The sequence below is a fragment of the Streptomyces sp. PSU-S4-23 genome (assembly GCF_055632315.1).
The window spans coordinates 3699352-3712976 of the sequence record NZ_JBVMUU010000002.1 but is presented as its reverse complement, the minus strand read 5'-3'; the positions used below and the strand labels follow the sequence as shown (position 1 = coordinate 3712976).

Below are 13625 nucleotides of genomic sequence, written 5' to 3'. Positions count from 1 at the left end.
GGCGTGTACCGCTGTCAGCCGGCAGTCCACCGGCCCGATCCACTCGTGCAGCGCCGCCGGCCTGGGTCCGACGGGTCGCACGACGGGGCCGCACGTGCTCTCCCCCGTCCGGGGAGGCCGCTCCACGGCCCCCCACTTCAGCCGCTCGCCACCTTCCTGAACCGCCCGGCCACATGCAGGTCCGCCTCGATCCGTGCCGCCGTCGCGCGCAGCTCCGGCAGCACCTCGGTGAGGCACTGCCCGACCGTGCGGCGGCTGCTGTGCAGGGCGACGTTCACCGCCGCCACCACCCGGCCCCCGCGCTCCCGCACCGGCACCGCGATCGACCGCAGACCCTCCTCCAACTCCCCGTCCACCAGGGCGTATCCCTCCCGCCGCACCTGCTCCAGCGTGGCCTCCAGCCCGCCCGGGTCCAGGTCCGCCGACGCCTGCGGCAAGGCCCGCCCGGGCAGCGGCGGCTCCGGCAGGTCCGCCAGGATCACCCGTCCCAGGGAGGTTGTGTGCGCCGGCAGGCGCGTCCCGACCGCGACGTCGACGCTCATGATGCGGCTGGGGGCCACCCGCGCGGTCACCTGGACGTCGTCGCCCACCCCCACCCCCAACGAGGCCGACTCGTGCACGAGTTGGGACAGCACGGTCAGATGCGGGAGGGCGATGTCCGCCAGCGTGGCCCGGGACAGCGGCGGGTAGCCGAGGCCCAGCACGCGCGGGGTGAGCCGGAAGACACGGCCCCGCGCGGTGACGTATCCGAGATGCTCCAGCGTGATCAGCGCCCGCCGGGCGGTTGCCCGCGCCAGCCCCGTCGCCCCGGCCACCTCGCTCAGCGTCAGCTCCGAACGCCCCTCCCCGAAGGAGGTGATCACCGTCAGTCCGCGGGCCAGCGACTCCACGAACTCCCGCCCCAGCTCCTGCTTGGACGCCCCCGTCCAGACCGCGAGACCGGACGGGGCCTCGGGCGCGGCGGGCGGTGCCTCGCACAGCTCGCGCTCCATCGCCGCCACCGCCGTGCGCAGCCGCGGCAGCAGCGCCGCGCGCAGACCGTCCGCCGAGTGCCGGCTGGTGTGGCTCACCACGCTGACCACACAGGCGATGCGGCCGCCCGCCTCCCGTACCGGCATCGACAGCGCCACCAGGCCCGGCTCGATCAACTGGTCGTCCAGCGCCCACCCCTGCGCCCGCGCCCGCTCCGTACGCTCCGTGAAGTCGCCGTCCAGGTCGCCGTCGGCGGATCCGCCGGGCGGGCGGCTGCGTGCCGGCACCGTCGGGAAGCCGCGGTCCTCGGGGTCCGCGGCCCGCCGCGCCCGCCACCACGCCCAGTCCGCGTCGTCCCACTCGGTGGCGAACAGCGGCCCCGGGGCGGTCCGCTCGGCGGGCAGCAGATCGCCGATGCGGAAGCTCAGCGACATCGCGCGTCGCCTGGTCGCCTGGTGGATGAAACGGATGCCGTCGCGGTCGGCGACCGCGAGCGACACCGACTCGTCCAACTCGTCGGCGAGCGCGTCCGCGTGCGGATCCAGCAGCTCCGGCAGCCGCAGCGCCGCCAGGTACGCGTTGCCCAGTTCCATCAGCCGCGGGGCGAGCACGGCGTCCCGGCCGTCGAGCCGGACGTACCCCATGCGCGCGAGCGTCGCCGTGATCCGGTCGACCGTGGACCGGGCGAGCCCGCTGGCCCGCTCCAGGGCGCTGAGGCTGCAGCTGCCGTCGGCCTCGGTGAGCCGCCGCAGCACGGTGAGCCCGCGCACCAGGGGGGCGACGGCGTCGGAGGGCGCGGCGGTGTCCGGTGCCGGCGTGACATTCGGGACCATGGGGTCACGGTAATGCCGGGCGGGGTGAGGACGTCGCGTTCCCCCACGTCGCATGCCTGCCGCGCGTCGCGCGCCTGCCGCGGGTCGTGCGGCGGACGGGTCCGTGCGGTGGCCGGGTCCGTGTGGTGGCTGGGTCCGTGTGGTGGCCGGGTCCGTGCGGCGGCCGGGTCCGTGTGGCCCGGTGGCCGTCACCGCCGGGTCACCTGTACCCGGTAGCCGCCGGACGGGTTCCTTGCGACGACGCTGACGGCGACTCCCGCCTTGGGGTCCTCGAAGGTCTCCCCGGGGACGAACGGGGCGTCGGACAACTCGGGCTGGACGTTCGGGCTGCGGGTGCAGCCGCCGCTGTCAGGACGGGCGTCGTAGACCGTGATGGGACCGTTGCCGGAGTCGACGCCGGAGTCGACCCGGTAGACGAGGATGCCGGGCCGGCACACCGCCGCGTCGTTGCCCTCACGGGTGCGCAGTTCGAGGGCGTACCCGGCGGTGGGGCCGATCGGTATGAAGACCAGCTTGCGGCCCCCGGCGCGGGCCAGCGGGGTCAGGGTGTACACGGTGGTGCCGCGGGTGGTCGCGCAGCCGACCTGCGAGTCGTCGAGCCAGCCGAGCTTCCACTTGTGCCAGGCGAGCAGGTCGTTGTCGGCGCCCCAGTCCTCGCTCATGATGTCCCAGTGCCCGACCGAGCCGCCGCCCTCCTGGGTGTAGAGGTCGGGCAGCCCGAAGACATGCCCGTTCTCGTGCGGCAGCACCCGGTAGCCGGTCACGGCGTAGGAGCCGGAGCCGTCGTCCTGGCGGCTGTAGATGAAGGACGCGTTGGCGACCGGCACGCCGTCGGCGACGGGTGCCCCGCCGTTGTCCGCGAAGGTCACCGAGAGGACGGTGTCGAGCGCGGAGGGGCCGGCGTTGGGGGTGACCAGCACGTTCACCAGCTGGTAGCGCCGGAAGTCCACCTCGGGATCGGCGGCCGCCACGATGTCCTGGACCAGCCGGCGGTAGCCGGGGTCGAAGGGGGCGCCGCGTGCTATCCCGTACGCCTTGAACGGCTTGGGCATGCGCAGCCAGCGGCGGATGGGGGCCTTGGGGCGGTAGTCGAGACGGCCGTAGGAGCTGATGGCGAACCACCGCCGGGTCTGCGGGAAGAACTCCGCGAGCCGGGCGAGCGCGCTGCCCCGCCCCGGTGCGTCGGAGAAGTCGACCATCAGGTTGACGGCGTGGACGACGCCGGTGGCGCGGGCGTAGCCGGAGGAGGTCGGGACGCCCTCCGACATCTGGATCCCGACGCGCCCGTGGATCATGCAGGGGCGCAGCGCCGTGGAACGGGCCGGAGCGGCGGGGCCCGTCGGACGTCCGGTGGTGGCCGAGGTGGAGACCGCCAGGGTGAGAGCCGTGACCGAGGCGAGGGCGGCGGCGCGGCGCGGGCGTATCCGGCGGCTCGACGGCTGCATGCGGTGCCCTTCGCTCCACGGCAGCCCCCGTCTCCGGCTGCGCCCTTGCGATCACCCTGAGTCGCGGGGTGCGGGGGCGCGCGCTGAAGGAGACCGAACGAGGGGTTCCCGGGCGCGGAGAGGGTGAAGGGAGCGGCGTGCAGGCGTGGACGGGCTGCCCCGGGTCGCGGGCACCACGAAGGGAGGGTGTGTGACGCAGGCCGCATGAGGTGTGATGCAGGTCACATGAGAAGGGGCCGTGGTCGGGAAATAACCGGGGATCGATTCCCCGTTTAGGAGGGTGTCCAGCGAAACGGGGAATCGATCCCCGGATCGTGCCGCACCTCACCGAGGAGTACGCCGTGCAGACCGCGACCCCCGTGCAGCGCCGAGCGACCCGGCCGCGTGCCGACGCCCTGCGCAACCGGGAGCGGATCGTCGCCGCCGCCCGGGAGATGTTCGTCGAGTTCGGCCCCGACGTGCCGCTCGACGAGATCGCCCGCCGGGCCGGCGTGGGCAACGCAACGGTGTACCGCAACTTCCCCGACCGTGACGCGCTCGTCCGCGAGGTCGTCTGCTCGGTCATGGACCGCATGTCCGCGGAGGCCGAGCGCGCGCTCGCCGAGACCGGCGACGCCTTCGAGGCGCTCTCGCGCTTCGTGCACGCCGCCGCCGACGAGCGGATCAGTGCGCTGTGCCCGATGGTCGCCGGCACGTTCGACAAGTGCCATCCGGATCTGGAGGCCGCGCGCCGGCGGTGCGAGCGGCTCGTCCAGGAGCTCATGGACCGCGCCATGGCGGCCGGACAACTGCGCACCGACGTCAGCGTCGGTGACCTGATGGTCGCCGCAGCCCAGCTCAGCCGTCCTCCGGCCGGTACCGGATGTCTCAGCGCCGACCGTTTCGTACACCGTCATCTACAGCTGTTCCTGGACGGGCTGCGGGCCCCGGCCCGCTCCGAGCTGCCGGGCTCGGCCGTGACCATGGAGGATCTGCGCCAGTCCTGAGCGATTAGTTTCGCGGCCTTCGACCGTCTGTACCGACGACTCGCATTCCGCAACTCGCATTCCGGCCGTCACCGTCGACGAGCCGTGCCCTTCGACGCCCTTTTTCTGACACTCCATTCCTTTTCCGACGCTCCAGTCTCCTTCCGACGCTCCATTCGCTTTTTTCGTCACGAAGTCCCGAAGTGGGTACCTCCATGTCTCAAACAGCCCGAAGCGTCCCCGACGCCTCCGCTTCCGACGCCAATCGCTGGAAGTCGCTCGTCTTCATCGCGCTCGCCCAGTTGATGGTCGTCCTCGACGCGACCATCGTGAACATCGCCCTTCCGTCCGCGCAGCACGATCTGGGCATATCGGATGGCAATCGTCAGTGGGTGGTCACGGCCTACGCCCTCGCCTTCGGCGGTCTGCTGCTGTTCGGCGGGCGCATCGCCGACCTGTGGGGCCGCAAGCGCGCCTTCGTCCTCGGCCTGGCCGGCTTCGCCGCGGCCTCCGCGCTGGGCGGCGCGGCCCAGAGCGGGGCGATGATGTTCGGCGCCCGCGCGCTGCAGGGCGTGTTCGGCGCCATGCTCGCGCCCGCCGCGCTGTCGCTGCTCGCCGTGATGTTCACGGACGCCAAGGAGCGTGCCAAGGCGTTCGGCATCTACGGCGCGATCGCCGGCGGCGGCGGCGCCGTCGGCCTGATCCTCGGCGGTTTTCTCACCGAGTACCTGGACTGGCGCTGGACGTTCTTCGTCAACATCCCGTTCGCGATCGTCGCTGCGGCCGGCGCGTACTTCGTCGTCCATGAGCCGGAGGGCGGCCGCAACCGCTCGCCGCTGGACATCCCGGGCGTCGTCCTGTCCACCCTCGGCCTGGTCTCGCTGGTGTACGGCTTCACGCGCGCCGAGTCCGACGGCTGGAGCGACACCCTGACCGTCTCGCTGTTCGTGGCCTCGGCCGTGCTGCTGGCCGCCTTCGTCCTCGTCGAGTCCAAGGTCAAGGCCCCGCTGCTGCCGCTGCGCGTGGTCACCGAGCGCAACCGCGGCGGGGTCTACCTCTCCCTCGGGCTCGCGATCATCGCGATGTTCGGCCTGTTCCTCTTCCTGACCTACTACCTGCAGGTCGTGAAGGGCTACTCGCCCGTGAAGACCGGCTTCGCCTTCCTGCCGATGATCGCGGGCATGATCACGGGCTCCACCCAGATCGGGGCGCGGCTGATGACCCGGGTGCCGCCGCGGTACCTGATGGGCCCCGGCTTCCTGGTGGCCGCCACCGGCATGCTGCTGCTGACCCAGATGGAGATCGGCTCCTCGTACGCGGGTCTGCTGCTGCCGGCCCAGCTCCTGCTCGGCCTCGGTATGGGTACCGCGTTCATGCCGGCGATGTCCCTGGCGACGCTCGGCGTGCAGCCGCGGGACGCGGGTGTGGCATCCGCGATGGTCAACACCTCGCAGCAGGTGGGCGGCGCGATCGGCACGGCCCTGCTGAACACCATCGCCGCCTCGGCGACCACCTCCTACATCAAGGACCACATCGCCACCGCCGCCTCCAAGCCCCAGCAGCAGCTGGTCCATCTGCAGGGCATGGTGCACGGCTACACGAACGCGATCTGGTTCGCCGTCGGCATCCTCGCGCTCTCCGCCGTGATCGCCCTGACCCTCGTGAACGCCGGACGCCCGGGGGCCGGGCCGGCCCTCGGCAAGGGTGCGGGCTCGGGCGAGGGCGTCGAGGACGAGGTGCAGGTCCCGGTGGTCGCCCACTGACCACGCCTGCGAGGGCACCCGCACATCGGCATGTCGCGTACGGGCGAGGGTGGGGACGCCTCGTCCGTACGCCTCCGAGGTCCGCCCCGGCTCCGCGATCCGTCGGAGCCGGGGCGGACCCGCGCCGTCGGCCCGCACGAAGGGCCCTGGCGGGCGGGAACCCCGGCCCACTCCCGCGAGAGGACAAGCGGCGTCGCGGGAGCTCGCCCGGAGGGGGCGGGGTGTGGGCCGGTTTGGGTCGGAGGGCGGCGGGGTGTGGGCCGGTCTCGCCCGGAGGGGGCGGGGTGTGGGCCGGTCTCGCCCGGAGGGGGGCGGGGTGTCGGCCGGTCTCGGCCGGAGGGCGGCGGGGTGTGGGCCGCTCTCGGCCGGAGCCCTCGACCGGTGTCCGGCGGGACGCAGGGCGGAGCCCGGACGGGCCCGGGCCGGAATCCGGCAGGACGGGCCCGGGCCGGATTCCGGTGGACGGGCCCGGGCCGGATTCCGGTGGACGGGCCCGGGCCGGAATCCGGCGGGCGCTCAGCGCAGCCAGGGCAGGTCCGCCCCGGCGCCCTTGGGCTGGAGCCCCTCCGCGACGATCGTCATGATCTCGCCGAGGGACCGCTGCTGCTCCGGGGTGAGCCGGTCGAAGAGCGCCTGGCGGACGGCCGCCACATGCCCGGGCGCGGTGCGCGCCAGCACCTCGTGGCCCTCGTCCGTGAGCACCGCGAGCTGCCCGCGCTTGTCGGACGGGCATTCCTCACGTCGAACCCAGCCGCTCTTCTCCAGCCGGGCGACCGCGTGCGAGAGCCGGGAGCGCGTGATCTTCGCCCGCATGGCCAGCTCGGTCATCCTCAGCCTCCGCTGCGGCGCCTCGGCGAGCTGGACGAGCAGCCCGTAGTACACGTGCGGCATGCCCGCGTCGCGCTGCAGCTGGCGGTCGAGGTGGTCCTCAAGAAGGGTGACCGCATGCATGTACGCGCGCCAGATGCGCTGCTCCTCGTCGGTGAGCCAGCGTGTGTCCTCAGCGGTTGCCGTCTTCATGCGGTCCACTGTACGAGCTCCCTTCTTGAAACTTAAACAAGTCAGGGGTAGGCTCTCAGGAAGAGCTTGAGGTTTCAATAAAAGTTGGAGGGAGCCGCCGCCATGTCCGCCGTCACCGAGGGGCGTACCGCGCCCAAGCGCATGCCCGCCCTCTACCTGAGCCATGGGGCGCCCCCGCTGGCCGACGACCCGGTCTGGCCCGGGCAGCTCGCCGCCTGGTCCGCGGAGCTGCCGCGCCCCAAGGCGGTCCTCATGGTCTCGGCGCACTGGGAGGAGGCCCCGCTTGCGATCGGCGCGGTGGAGACGGTCCCGCTCGTCTACGACTTCTGGGGCTTCCCCGAGCACTACTACCGGGTGCGGTACGCGGCCCCCGGTGCCCCCGAACTCGCCGCGTCCGTACGGAAACTGCTGCGCGCACCCGGCATCCCCGTCCAGGACGTCCCGGACCGCGGCCTGGACCACGGCGCCTACGTACCGCTGGCCGAGATGTTCCCCGAGGCCGGTGTCCCGGTCCTGCAGATCTCCCTGCCGACCCTCGACCCGGCCCGGCTGATGGAGATCGGCCGGAAGCTGGCCCCGCTGCGCGACGAGGGCGTCCTGATCATCGGCTCCGGGTTCTTCACCCACAACCTGGCGGCCCTGCGCCACACGGGCAGTGGAATACCGGGCTGGTCGGCGGAGTTCGACGAGTGGGGCCACCGCGCCCTGGAGGCCGCAGACGTCGACGCACTCCTCGACTTCACCCACCGCTCCCCGGCGGGCCGGCTCGCCCACCCCCGCACGGAACACTTCGCCCCGCTGTTCGTCACGCTGGGCGCGGCGGACGCGACGGGGGAGCTGGACACGCACAGGCCGGTGATCGACGGCTTCTGGATGGGCCTGGCGAAGAGGTCGGTGCAGTTCGGGTAGGGCCCGGGCCCTGCGGCACCGTGACCTCCGACCGGGTCGCGTACGCCCGCTCGGGTGAAGGCGCCGGACGTGGCGTACCTCGGGATCTCCTGTGCGTCCGTGTCCACGGCAACCATCGGCAGGTGCGGGCCGTCTTTTCGGATGGGAGAGCAACGAGGGGGCCGCTCGTGCGGTGCGAGGGGTGGGGTATCGACGGTGAACCCCGGGCCTGACCTGCGCCTCTGAGCGTTCTGACGGCACCGTGCCCCTGCGGCGGCACAGGGTACTGCATGATCAGAAAAAATGAGGGGCGGGTTGGGAATTCTGTCCGGATTGCAGTCGTTGTTCCCATCGGATGCAGGGCACCCGGAAGGGTGACTGAAGCATTCACGACCATCCGCCAGCCTCCCCCACTCTCGACTCCGCTCGAGCGGGGGGACCCCACTCGCAAGGGAGCACGCATGGCAACCCGTGCCGTCGCCCGTCGCCAGGCCGCCGAAAGCGAGGCCGTCGACGCGGCACACAGTGTTCGCGCCCATGGCGGCGAGCTCGCCGATCGCGACCTGGTCGGCATGTACCTCGACGAGATCGCGCGTACGCCGCTGCTCGACGCCGCCAGGGAGGTCGAGCTGTCCCAGATCATCGAGGCGGGTGTGTTCGCGCGGCAGATCCTCGACGGCGAGGAGCAGGCCAAGGCGGATGCCACCCGTGAGGAGCTTCAGGCCCTGGTCGACGAGGGGGAGCGCGCCAAGGACGTATTCATCCGCTCGAACCTCCGACTGGTCGTCGCCGTGGCGCGCCGCTATCCGCGCAGCGGTCTCCCGCTGCTCGACCTGATCCAGGAGGGCAACGCCGGTCTGGTCCGCGCCGTCGAGAAGTTCGACTACCGCAAGGGCTTCAAGTTCTCGACGTACGCGACCTGGTGGATCCGCCAGGCCATCACCCGGTCGATCGCCGATCAGTCCCGGACCATCCGGCTGCCCGTCCACCTCGTCGAGGAGCTGGGCCGGATCCGGCGCGTCCAGCGCGAGTTCAACCGTGAGCACGGGCGGGATCCCGAGCCGACCGAGATCGCGGCCGAGCTGGACTCGACCCCGGACCGCATCAACGACGTGCTCGACTGGGCACGTGACCCGGTCTCGCTGAACATGTCGGTGGACGACGAGGGCGAGACACAGTTCGGCGACCTGCTCGAGGACACCTCGGCCGTGTCTCCGGAGCAGTCGGTGCTCACCCTGCTGCGCAGCGAGGAGCTGGACGACCTCATCGGCCGGCTCGACCAGCGCACCGCCTCGATCATCAAGATGCGGTACGGCATCGAGGACGGCCGGGAGCGCACGCTCACGGAGGTCGGCAAGGAGCACGGCCTGACGCGCGAGCGGATCCGGCAGATCGAGAAGCACGCGCTGCTGGAGCTGAAGAAGCTGGCCCGCAGCACGGGGTTCGACGCGGCGGCGTAACGGCCGCCGCGCGGCCGGGGCGCGACCCGGTCCGACGGGCCCGCCCCCGCCCCCGTCGCCGTAGTTGGCGCTGTTCCATCGCTTCAACTCCCCGGACCCGGGGCACAAGACCTCCAGGTCCCTCCGGCCCGGGCCGGGCCCCCGCGGCCCGGGCCACCGAAGCCGAGTCCCGACGCACTCCCCCCGGCGGCGGGACTCTTCCCGAGCCGGGCTCCGGCGCCACTCCCCCCTGGTGCCGGGGCCCGGCTCTCCTGTGCCCGGTGACGTGCGCGCGGCCGCGCGCCGGTGTGCCGCGCGGCGTACGCCCGATCGGGCCATGGCCCGCCCGTTTCCGCGCAGGGCCGCTCCGCCGGGCCGCCCCGGACCTGAACCCCGGGGCGACCCGGATGGCAGATTGTGCCACAGCGGCATAACCTGCCGTCCGTGACCGGTACCCAGCGTGCGGGCGGGACGTCGTCCGGCCGTACGACGCAGGCCCCCGAGGGCGCGCGCACCGGCGGGCGGGGCGCGTCCCTGACCGAGCGGCGCAAGGCGGAGACCCGGATGGAGATCGCCCGCGCCGCCGCACGGCTCTTCATCGCGAACGGGCCACGGGCCACCCGCGCGGAGGACATCGCCCGTGCGTCCGGGGTCGCCCCCCGCACGTTCTACCGCTACTTCGCGACCAAGGAGGAGGCGCTCGCCCCGCTGCTCACGGCGGGCGCCCACAGGTGGGCGGAGGCCGTCCGCGACGCCCCCGCCGGTCTCACCGTCGGGGAGGCGCTGCGGCACGCGGCCGTCCGCACCTTCGGCACCGGCACATCCGCGGCGTCCCTGGAGTGGGTGCGCACCCTCGTGCGCCTCGTCCACAGCGATCCCGCGCTCACCAAGGTCTGGGCCGAGATCTGCCGGGCGGCGGAGCAGGAGCTGGCGGAGGTCCTCGCGGAGCGGGTGGCGGCCGGCCCGGCCGCACGGGCGCGGTCGGGCGGTGAGGCGTCCGCGGGTGTCACCCCCGCCCTCCGCCTCGCCGCCGCGGTGGCCGGCGCCGCCATTCGTGTGGCCGTGGAGAGCTGGGCCGCGGGCGACGAACCGGCCACCGGTCCTCACGGCCTCGCCGGCCACGCCCTGGGCAACCTGGACGCCCTGCGGGACTTCGAGTGGGAGAGCCAGAGCCAGAGCCAGAGTCAAAGCCAGAGCCGACCGGGCCCGGAGCGCGGCTGAGCGCGCGGGAGCGGCGGGTCGATCGGGAACGTTTGGGAACGGCGGGGTGCTGGGAACGGAGGTGCCTGGGTACCGGTCGGCGGGGTGCTGGGAACGGCAGGTACCTGGGAACGGCAGGTACCTGGGAACGGCCGGGCGCTTGCGAACCGCCGGGCGTCCGGACCGGCCCGATCGGCGTCAGCGGCCGGCCCCGACCGACCGCTCATGTCCGCCTCCGTCCGCCGCCCGTGTCAGCCTCGCCCCCAGGTCTCCTATGTACGCGGCCAGTTCGGCCGGGCGGTGCACGGTGAAGTCGCAGTCCGCCATGACCAGCCGCACCGCCAGCCATTCCACCGGGACACTTGTGACGCCGATCAGCCTGCACTCGTTCTCGCCGAGCGGCTCGGGCGTGCCCACCCACGGGGGCACGCGTGCCGCGACCGACTCCGCGGACGTGGCGAACGTCGCCTCGAACGTGTACGTCTCCCGGCCCTGGCCGCGGTCCATCGACTGCCGCAGGTACTCCGCCGCGCTGCCCGTCGGCAGCTCCCGCGGCGTGAACCGCGCCCCCGTCGCCAGCGGCTCGGCGACCCGGTCGACCCGGAACGTACGCCAGTCGTCGCGCCCCAGGTCGTAGGCGACGAGGTACCAGCGCAGGCCCGTCGACACCAGCCGGTACGGCTCCGTCAGGCGCCGTGACGGCGTCCCGTCCTTGGCGCGGTAGGCGAACCGCAGCCGCTCGCGGCCTGCGATCGTCGAGGCCATCACGGTCAGCGTCTCGGGCGCGATGCTGGCCCCGTCACCGCTGGTCAGCGGAGTGGTGGCGGCCTGGAGTGTGGCGACGCGGTGGCGTAGCCGGCCCGGCAGCACCTGCTCCAGCTTGGCCAGGGCCCGCACCGACGCCTCGTCCACGCCCTCGACCGCGTGCCCGGCGCCGGCGCGCAGGCCGACCGCGATGGCCACGGCCTCCTCGTCGTCGAGCACGAGCGGCGGCATGGCCTTCCCGGCGACCAGCCGGTAACCGCCGTCGGCACCCTTGGTGGCCTGCACGGGGTAACCCAGCTCGCGCAGGCGGTCGATGTCCCGCCGGACGGTGCGCCGGGACACACCGAGCCGGTCGGCGAGCTCACTGCCGGGCCACTCGCGCGGGGTCTGGAGCAGGGACAGCAATTGGAGGAGCCGGGCCGGAGTGTCCGTCGTCATGAGGTCGATGATGCCGCACCACTAGGACATGATCTGACCTAATGAGGATCTAGCGTCGGACCATGACCTCCACCGAGAGCACACTCAGTACCGCGGCCGACGCGGCCGACGCGGCCGACGCGGCCGACGCGGCCGACGCGGCCGACGCGGCCGACACGGGCGACGCGGCCGACACGGGCGGACCGGGCGCGGGCGACCGCCGCCGCTGGTTCGCGCTCGCCATCGTGATGACCGCGGCCTTCATGGACCTCGTCGACGTCACGATCGTCAACATCGCGATCCCCTCGATCCAGCGGGACGCGGGCGCCTCCTTCAGCCAGATCCAGTGGATCACCGCGGGTTATGCGCTGGCCTTCGCCGCCGGGCTCGTCACCGGCGGCCGGCTCGGCGACATCCACGGCCGTAAGCGGCTCTTCCTCCTCGGCATCGGCGGCTTCACCATCGCCTCGGCGCTGTGCGGGTTCGCCGCGAACCCGGAGATGCTCGTCGCCTCGCGGATCCTGCAGGGCGCGATGGCCGCGATGATGGTGCCGCAGGTGCTGTCGATCGTGCACGCCACCTTCCCGGCGCACGAACGGGGCAAGGTCTTCGGCCTCTTCGGCGCGATCGTCGGCCTGGGTGCCGTCTCCGGGCCGCTGCTCGGCGCGCTGCTCACCGAGTGGAACCTGTTCGGGCTTGAGTGGCGGCCGATCTTCCTGATCAACCTGCCGGTGGGCGTCGGGGCCTTCCTGCTGGGGCGTCGCTTCATCACCGAGTCGAAGGCCCCGCGGGCCCTGCGGCTGGACCTCGTCGGCGTCGCTCTCGTCACCCTAGGTCTGCTGATGCTGCTCTACCCGCTCACCCGCGGACGTGAGCTGGGCTGGCCGCTGTGGGGGTACGCGTCGATGGCGGGCTCGTTCCTCGTCTTCGTCGCGCTGGTGGCGTACGAGAGGAGGAAGACCGCGCGTGACGGATCCCCGCTCGTCGAACTGTCTCTCTTCCGGGTGAAGAGCTTCGCGGCGGGCATCGCGGTGCAGACCGTGTTCGGGGTCGGGCTCGGCATCTTCTTCCTGGTGTGGACGCTGTACATGCAGATCGGCCTCGGCTGGAGCGCGCTGCGGGCCGGCCTCACCGGGGTGCCGTTCTCGCTCGCGGTCTCGACGGCGGCCGGGATGTCCGTGCAGAAGCTGGTTCCGCGGTTCGGCCGCAAGGTGCTCCAGGCGGGCGCGCTGGTGATGGCGGCAGGCGTCCTCCTCTACATCGCGGAGGCTCATCACTACGGCCTGTCCATCGCCCCCTGGCAGATGGCGCTGCCGCTGGTGGTCATGGGCGTGGGCATGGGCCTGATCGTGGCACCGCTGACGGACGCGGTCCTGTCCGAGGTGCCGCGGGAGCACTCCGGCTCGGCGTCGGGCCTGATCAACACGGTGCAGCAGATGGGCAACGCGCTGGGCCTCGGCCTGGTGTCGGTGGCCTTCTTCGGCGAGATCGACGACCGGCTGACCCGGGCGCAGGTGGGCCCGGCCTTCGCACACGCCTTCCAGCACGCGCTGGGCTGGGTCGCGGCGGTGATGGCGCTGATCTTCCTGCTGATGTTCGCCCTGCCGAAGCGCCCGGCGCAGCACGTGGAGGGCGCGGAGGCGGAGGCCGGGACCGCGGCGGGCACGGAGACCGGGGCCGCGCCGGGGACGCAGGCGCGGTCGGCCGAGGAGCCCGCGCTCGTCCCCTGAGGCCGCCGAGCGGTGGGCCGGCAGCGCCCGGCGGGTCGCGTTCCGCGCGAACCCGGCCGGGCGCCCCCGTGTCCCTGGCGCCTCCGCGTCCGTGGCGCCTCCGTGTCCGTAGGGCTGCCGTGTCCGATGGGTTCTGATTCACGCCCGGTTACGTCCGTTTCCTGTCCGGACCCGTTTACTTTTCGAGA

10 protein-coding genes are annotated in these 13625 nt (G+C 72.8%); 6 read left to right on the top strand and 4 right to left on the bottom strand.

What is annotated here, in order from left to right; all coding sequences use genetic code 11:
* Positions 1 to 137: 137 nt before the first annotated feature.
* Together ACZ79I_RS17000 and ACZ79I_RS16995 are read right to left on the bottom strand one after the other, a co-directional pair.
* Positions 138 to 1805, bottom strand: a complete 1668-nt coding sequence (locus ACZ79I_RS17000) for an IclR family transcriptional regulator domain-containing protein (RefSeq protein ID WP_471498291.1) — start codon at positions 1803 to 1805, stop codon at positions 138 to 140.
* 188 nt (positions 1806 to 1993) lie between these two features.
* Positions 1994 to 3250 carry a M6 family metalloprotease domain-containing protein gene (locus tag ACZ79I_RS16995; RefSeq protein WP_471498289.1) on the bottom strand — a complete coding sequence of 419 codons (1257 nt, stop codon included), beginning with the start codon at positions 3248 to 3250 and terminating at the stop codon, positions 1994 to 1996.
* Positions 3251 to 3591: 341 nt separating this feature from the next.
* Between ACZ79I_RS16995 and ACZ79I_RS16990 the strand changes: the two genes are divergently transcribed.
* Together ACZ79I_RS16990 and ACZ79I_RS16985 are read left to right on the top strand one after the other, a co-directional pair.
* Complete coding sequence (locus ACZ79I_RS16990) at positions 3592 to 4236, top strand: TetR/AcrR family transcriptional regulator (RefSeq protein WP_471505015.1); 645 nt, start codon at positions 3592 to 3594, stop codon at positions 4234 to 4236.
* Between the two features lie 194 nt (positions 4237 to 4430).
* Complete coding sequence (locus ACZ79I_RS16985) at positions 4431 to 5978, top strand: MFS transporter (RefSeq protein WP_471498288.1); 1548 nt, start codon at positions 4431 to 4433, stop codon at positions 5976 to 5978.
* A 516-nt stretch (positions 5979 to 6494) separates the two neighbouring features.
* Here ACZ79I_RS16985 and ACZ79I_RS16980 read toward each other — a convergent pair.
* Positions 6495 to 6998 (bottom strand): MarR family winged helix-turn-helix transcriptional regulator, encoded by a 504-nt coding sequence (locus tag ACZ79I_RS16980; RefSeq protein ID WP_471498286.1) that lies wholly within the window; start codon positions 6996 to 6998, stop codon positions 6495 to 6497.
* Positions 6999 to 7100: 102 nt separating this feature from the next.
* Here ACZ79I_RS16980 and ACZ79I_RS16975 point away from each other — a divergent pair, with 102 nt between their 5' ends.
* The 3 genes from ACZ79I_RS16975 to ACZ79I_RS16965 all read left to right on the top strand — a co-directional run bounded on the left by ACZ79I_RS16975 (position 7101) and on the right by ACZ79I_RS16965 (position 10546).
* Positions 7101 to 7907, top strand: a complete 807-nt coding sequence (locus ACZ79I_RS16975; protein WP_471498285.1) for a dioxygenase family protein — start codon at positions 7101 to 7103, stop codon at positions 7905 to 7907.
* Between the two features lie 440 nt (positions 7908 to 8347).
* On the top strand, positions 8348 to 9346 hold the full coding sequence (locus ACZ79I_RS16970; RefSeq protein WP_471498284.1) for a sigma-70 family RNA polymerase sigma factor: 999 nt from the start codon (positions 8348 to 8350) through the stop codon (positions 9344 to 9346).
* A gap of 543 nt (positions 9347 to 9889) precedes the next feature.
* A complete protein-coding gene (locus tag ACZ79I_RS16965; protein WP_471505013.1) occupies positions 9890 to 10546 on the top strand; it encodes a TetR/AcrR family transcriptional regulator in 657 nt (218 codons plus the stop codon).
* A gap of 177 nt (positions 10547 to 10723) precedes the next feature.
* Here ACZ79I_RS16965 and ACZ79I_RS16960 read toward each other — a convergent pair whose 3' ends face one another.
* Positions 10724 to 11728: a helix-turn-helix transcriptional regulator gene (locus ACZ79I_RS16960; RefSeq protein WP_471498282.1), complete on the bottom strand. Its 1005-nt coding sequence runs from the start codon at positions 11726 to 11728 to the stop codon at positions 10724 to 10726.
* Between the two features lie 227 nt (positions 11729 to 11955).
* Here ACZ79I_RS16960 and ACZ79I_RS16955 point away from each other — a divergent pair, with 227 nt between their 5' ends.
* Positions 11956 to 13437 carry an MFS transporter gene (locus tag ACZ79I_RS16955; RefSeq protein ID WP_471505011.1) on the top strand — a complete coding sequence of 494 codons (1482 nt, stop codon included), beginning with the start codon at positions 11956 to 11958 and terminating at the stop codon, positions 13435 to 13437.
* Positions 13438 to 13625 lie beyond the last annotated feature (188 nt).

What these genes read in the sequence shown, in the direction of transcription:
- ACZ79I_RS16960 (WP_471498282.1), bottom strand. Translation starts at nt 11,728, where the DNA reads ATGACGACGGACACTCCGGCCCGGCTCCTCCAATTGCTGTCCCTGCTC.
- ACZ79I_RS16980 (WP_471498286.1), bottom strand. Translation starts at nt 6,998, where the DNA reads ATGAAGACGGCAACCGCTGAGGACACACGCTGGCTCACCGACGAGGAG.
- ACZ79I_RS16975 (WP_471498285.1), top strand. Translation starts at nt 7,101, where the DNA reads ATGTCCGCCGTCACCGAGGGGCGTACCGCGCCCAAGCGCATGCCCGCC.
- ACZ79I_RS16965 (WP_471505013.1), top strand. Translation starts at nt 9,890, where the DNA reads ATGGAGATCGCCCGCGCCGCCGCACGGCTCTTCATCGCGAACGGGCCA.
- ACZ79I_RS16985 (WP_471498288.1), top strand. Translation starts at nt 4,431, where the DNA reads ATGTCTCAAACAGCCCGAAGCGTCCCCGACGCCTCCGCTTCCGACGCC.
- ACZ79I_RS16955 (WP_471505011.1), top strand. Translation starts at nt 11,956, where the DNA reads ATGACCGCGGCCTTCATGGACCTCGTCGACGTCACGATCGTCAACATC.
- ACZ79I_RS17000 (WP_471498291.1), bottom strand. Translation starts at nt 1,805, where the DNA reads ATGGTCCCGAATGTCACGCCGGCACCGGACACCGCCGCGCCCTCCGAC.
- ACZ79I_RS16970 (WP_471498284.1), top strand. Translation starts at nt 8,348, where the DNA reads ATGGCAACCCGTGCCGTCGCCCGTCGCCAGGCCGCCGAAAGCGAGGCC.
- ACZ79I_RS16995 (WP_471498289.1), bottom strand. Translation starts at nt 3,250, where the DNA reads ATGCAGCCGTCGAGCCGCCGGATACGCCCGCGCCGCGCCGCCGCCCTC.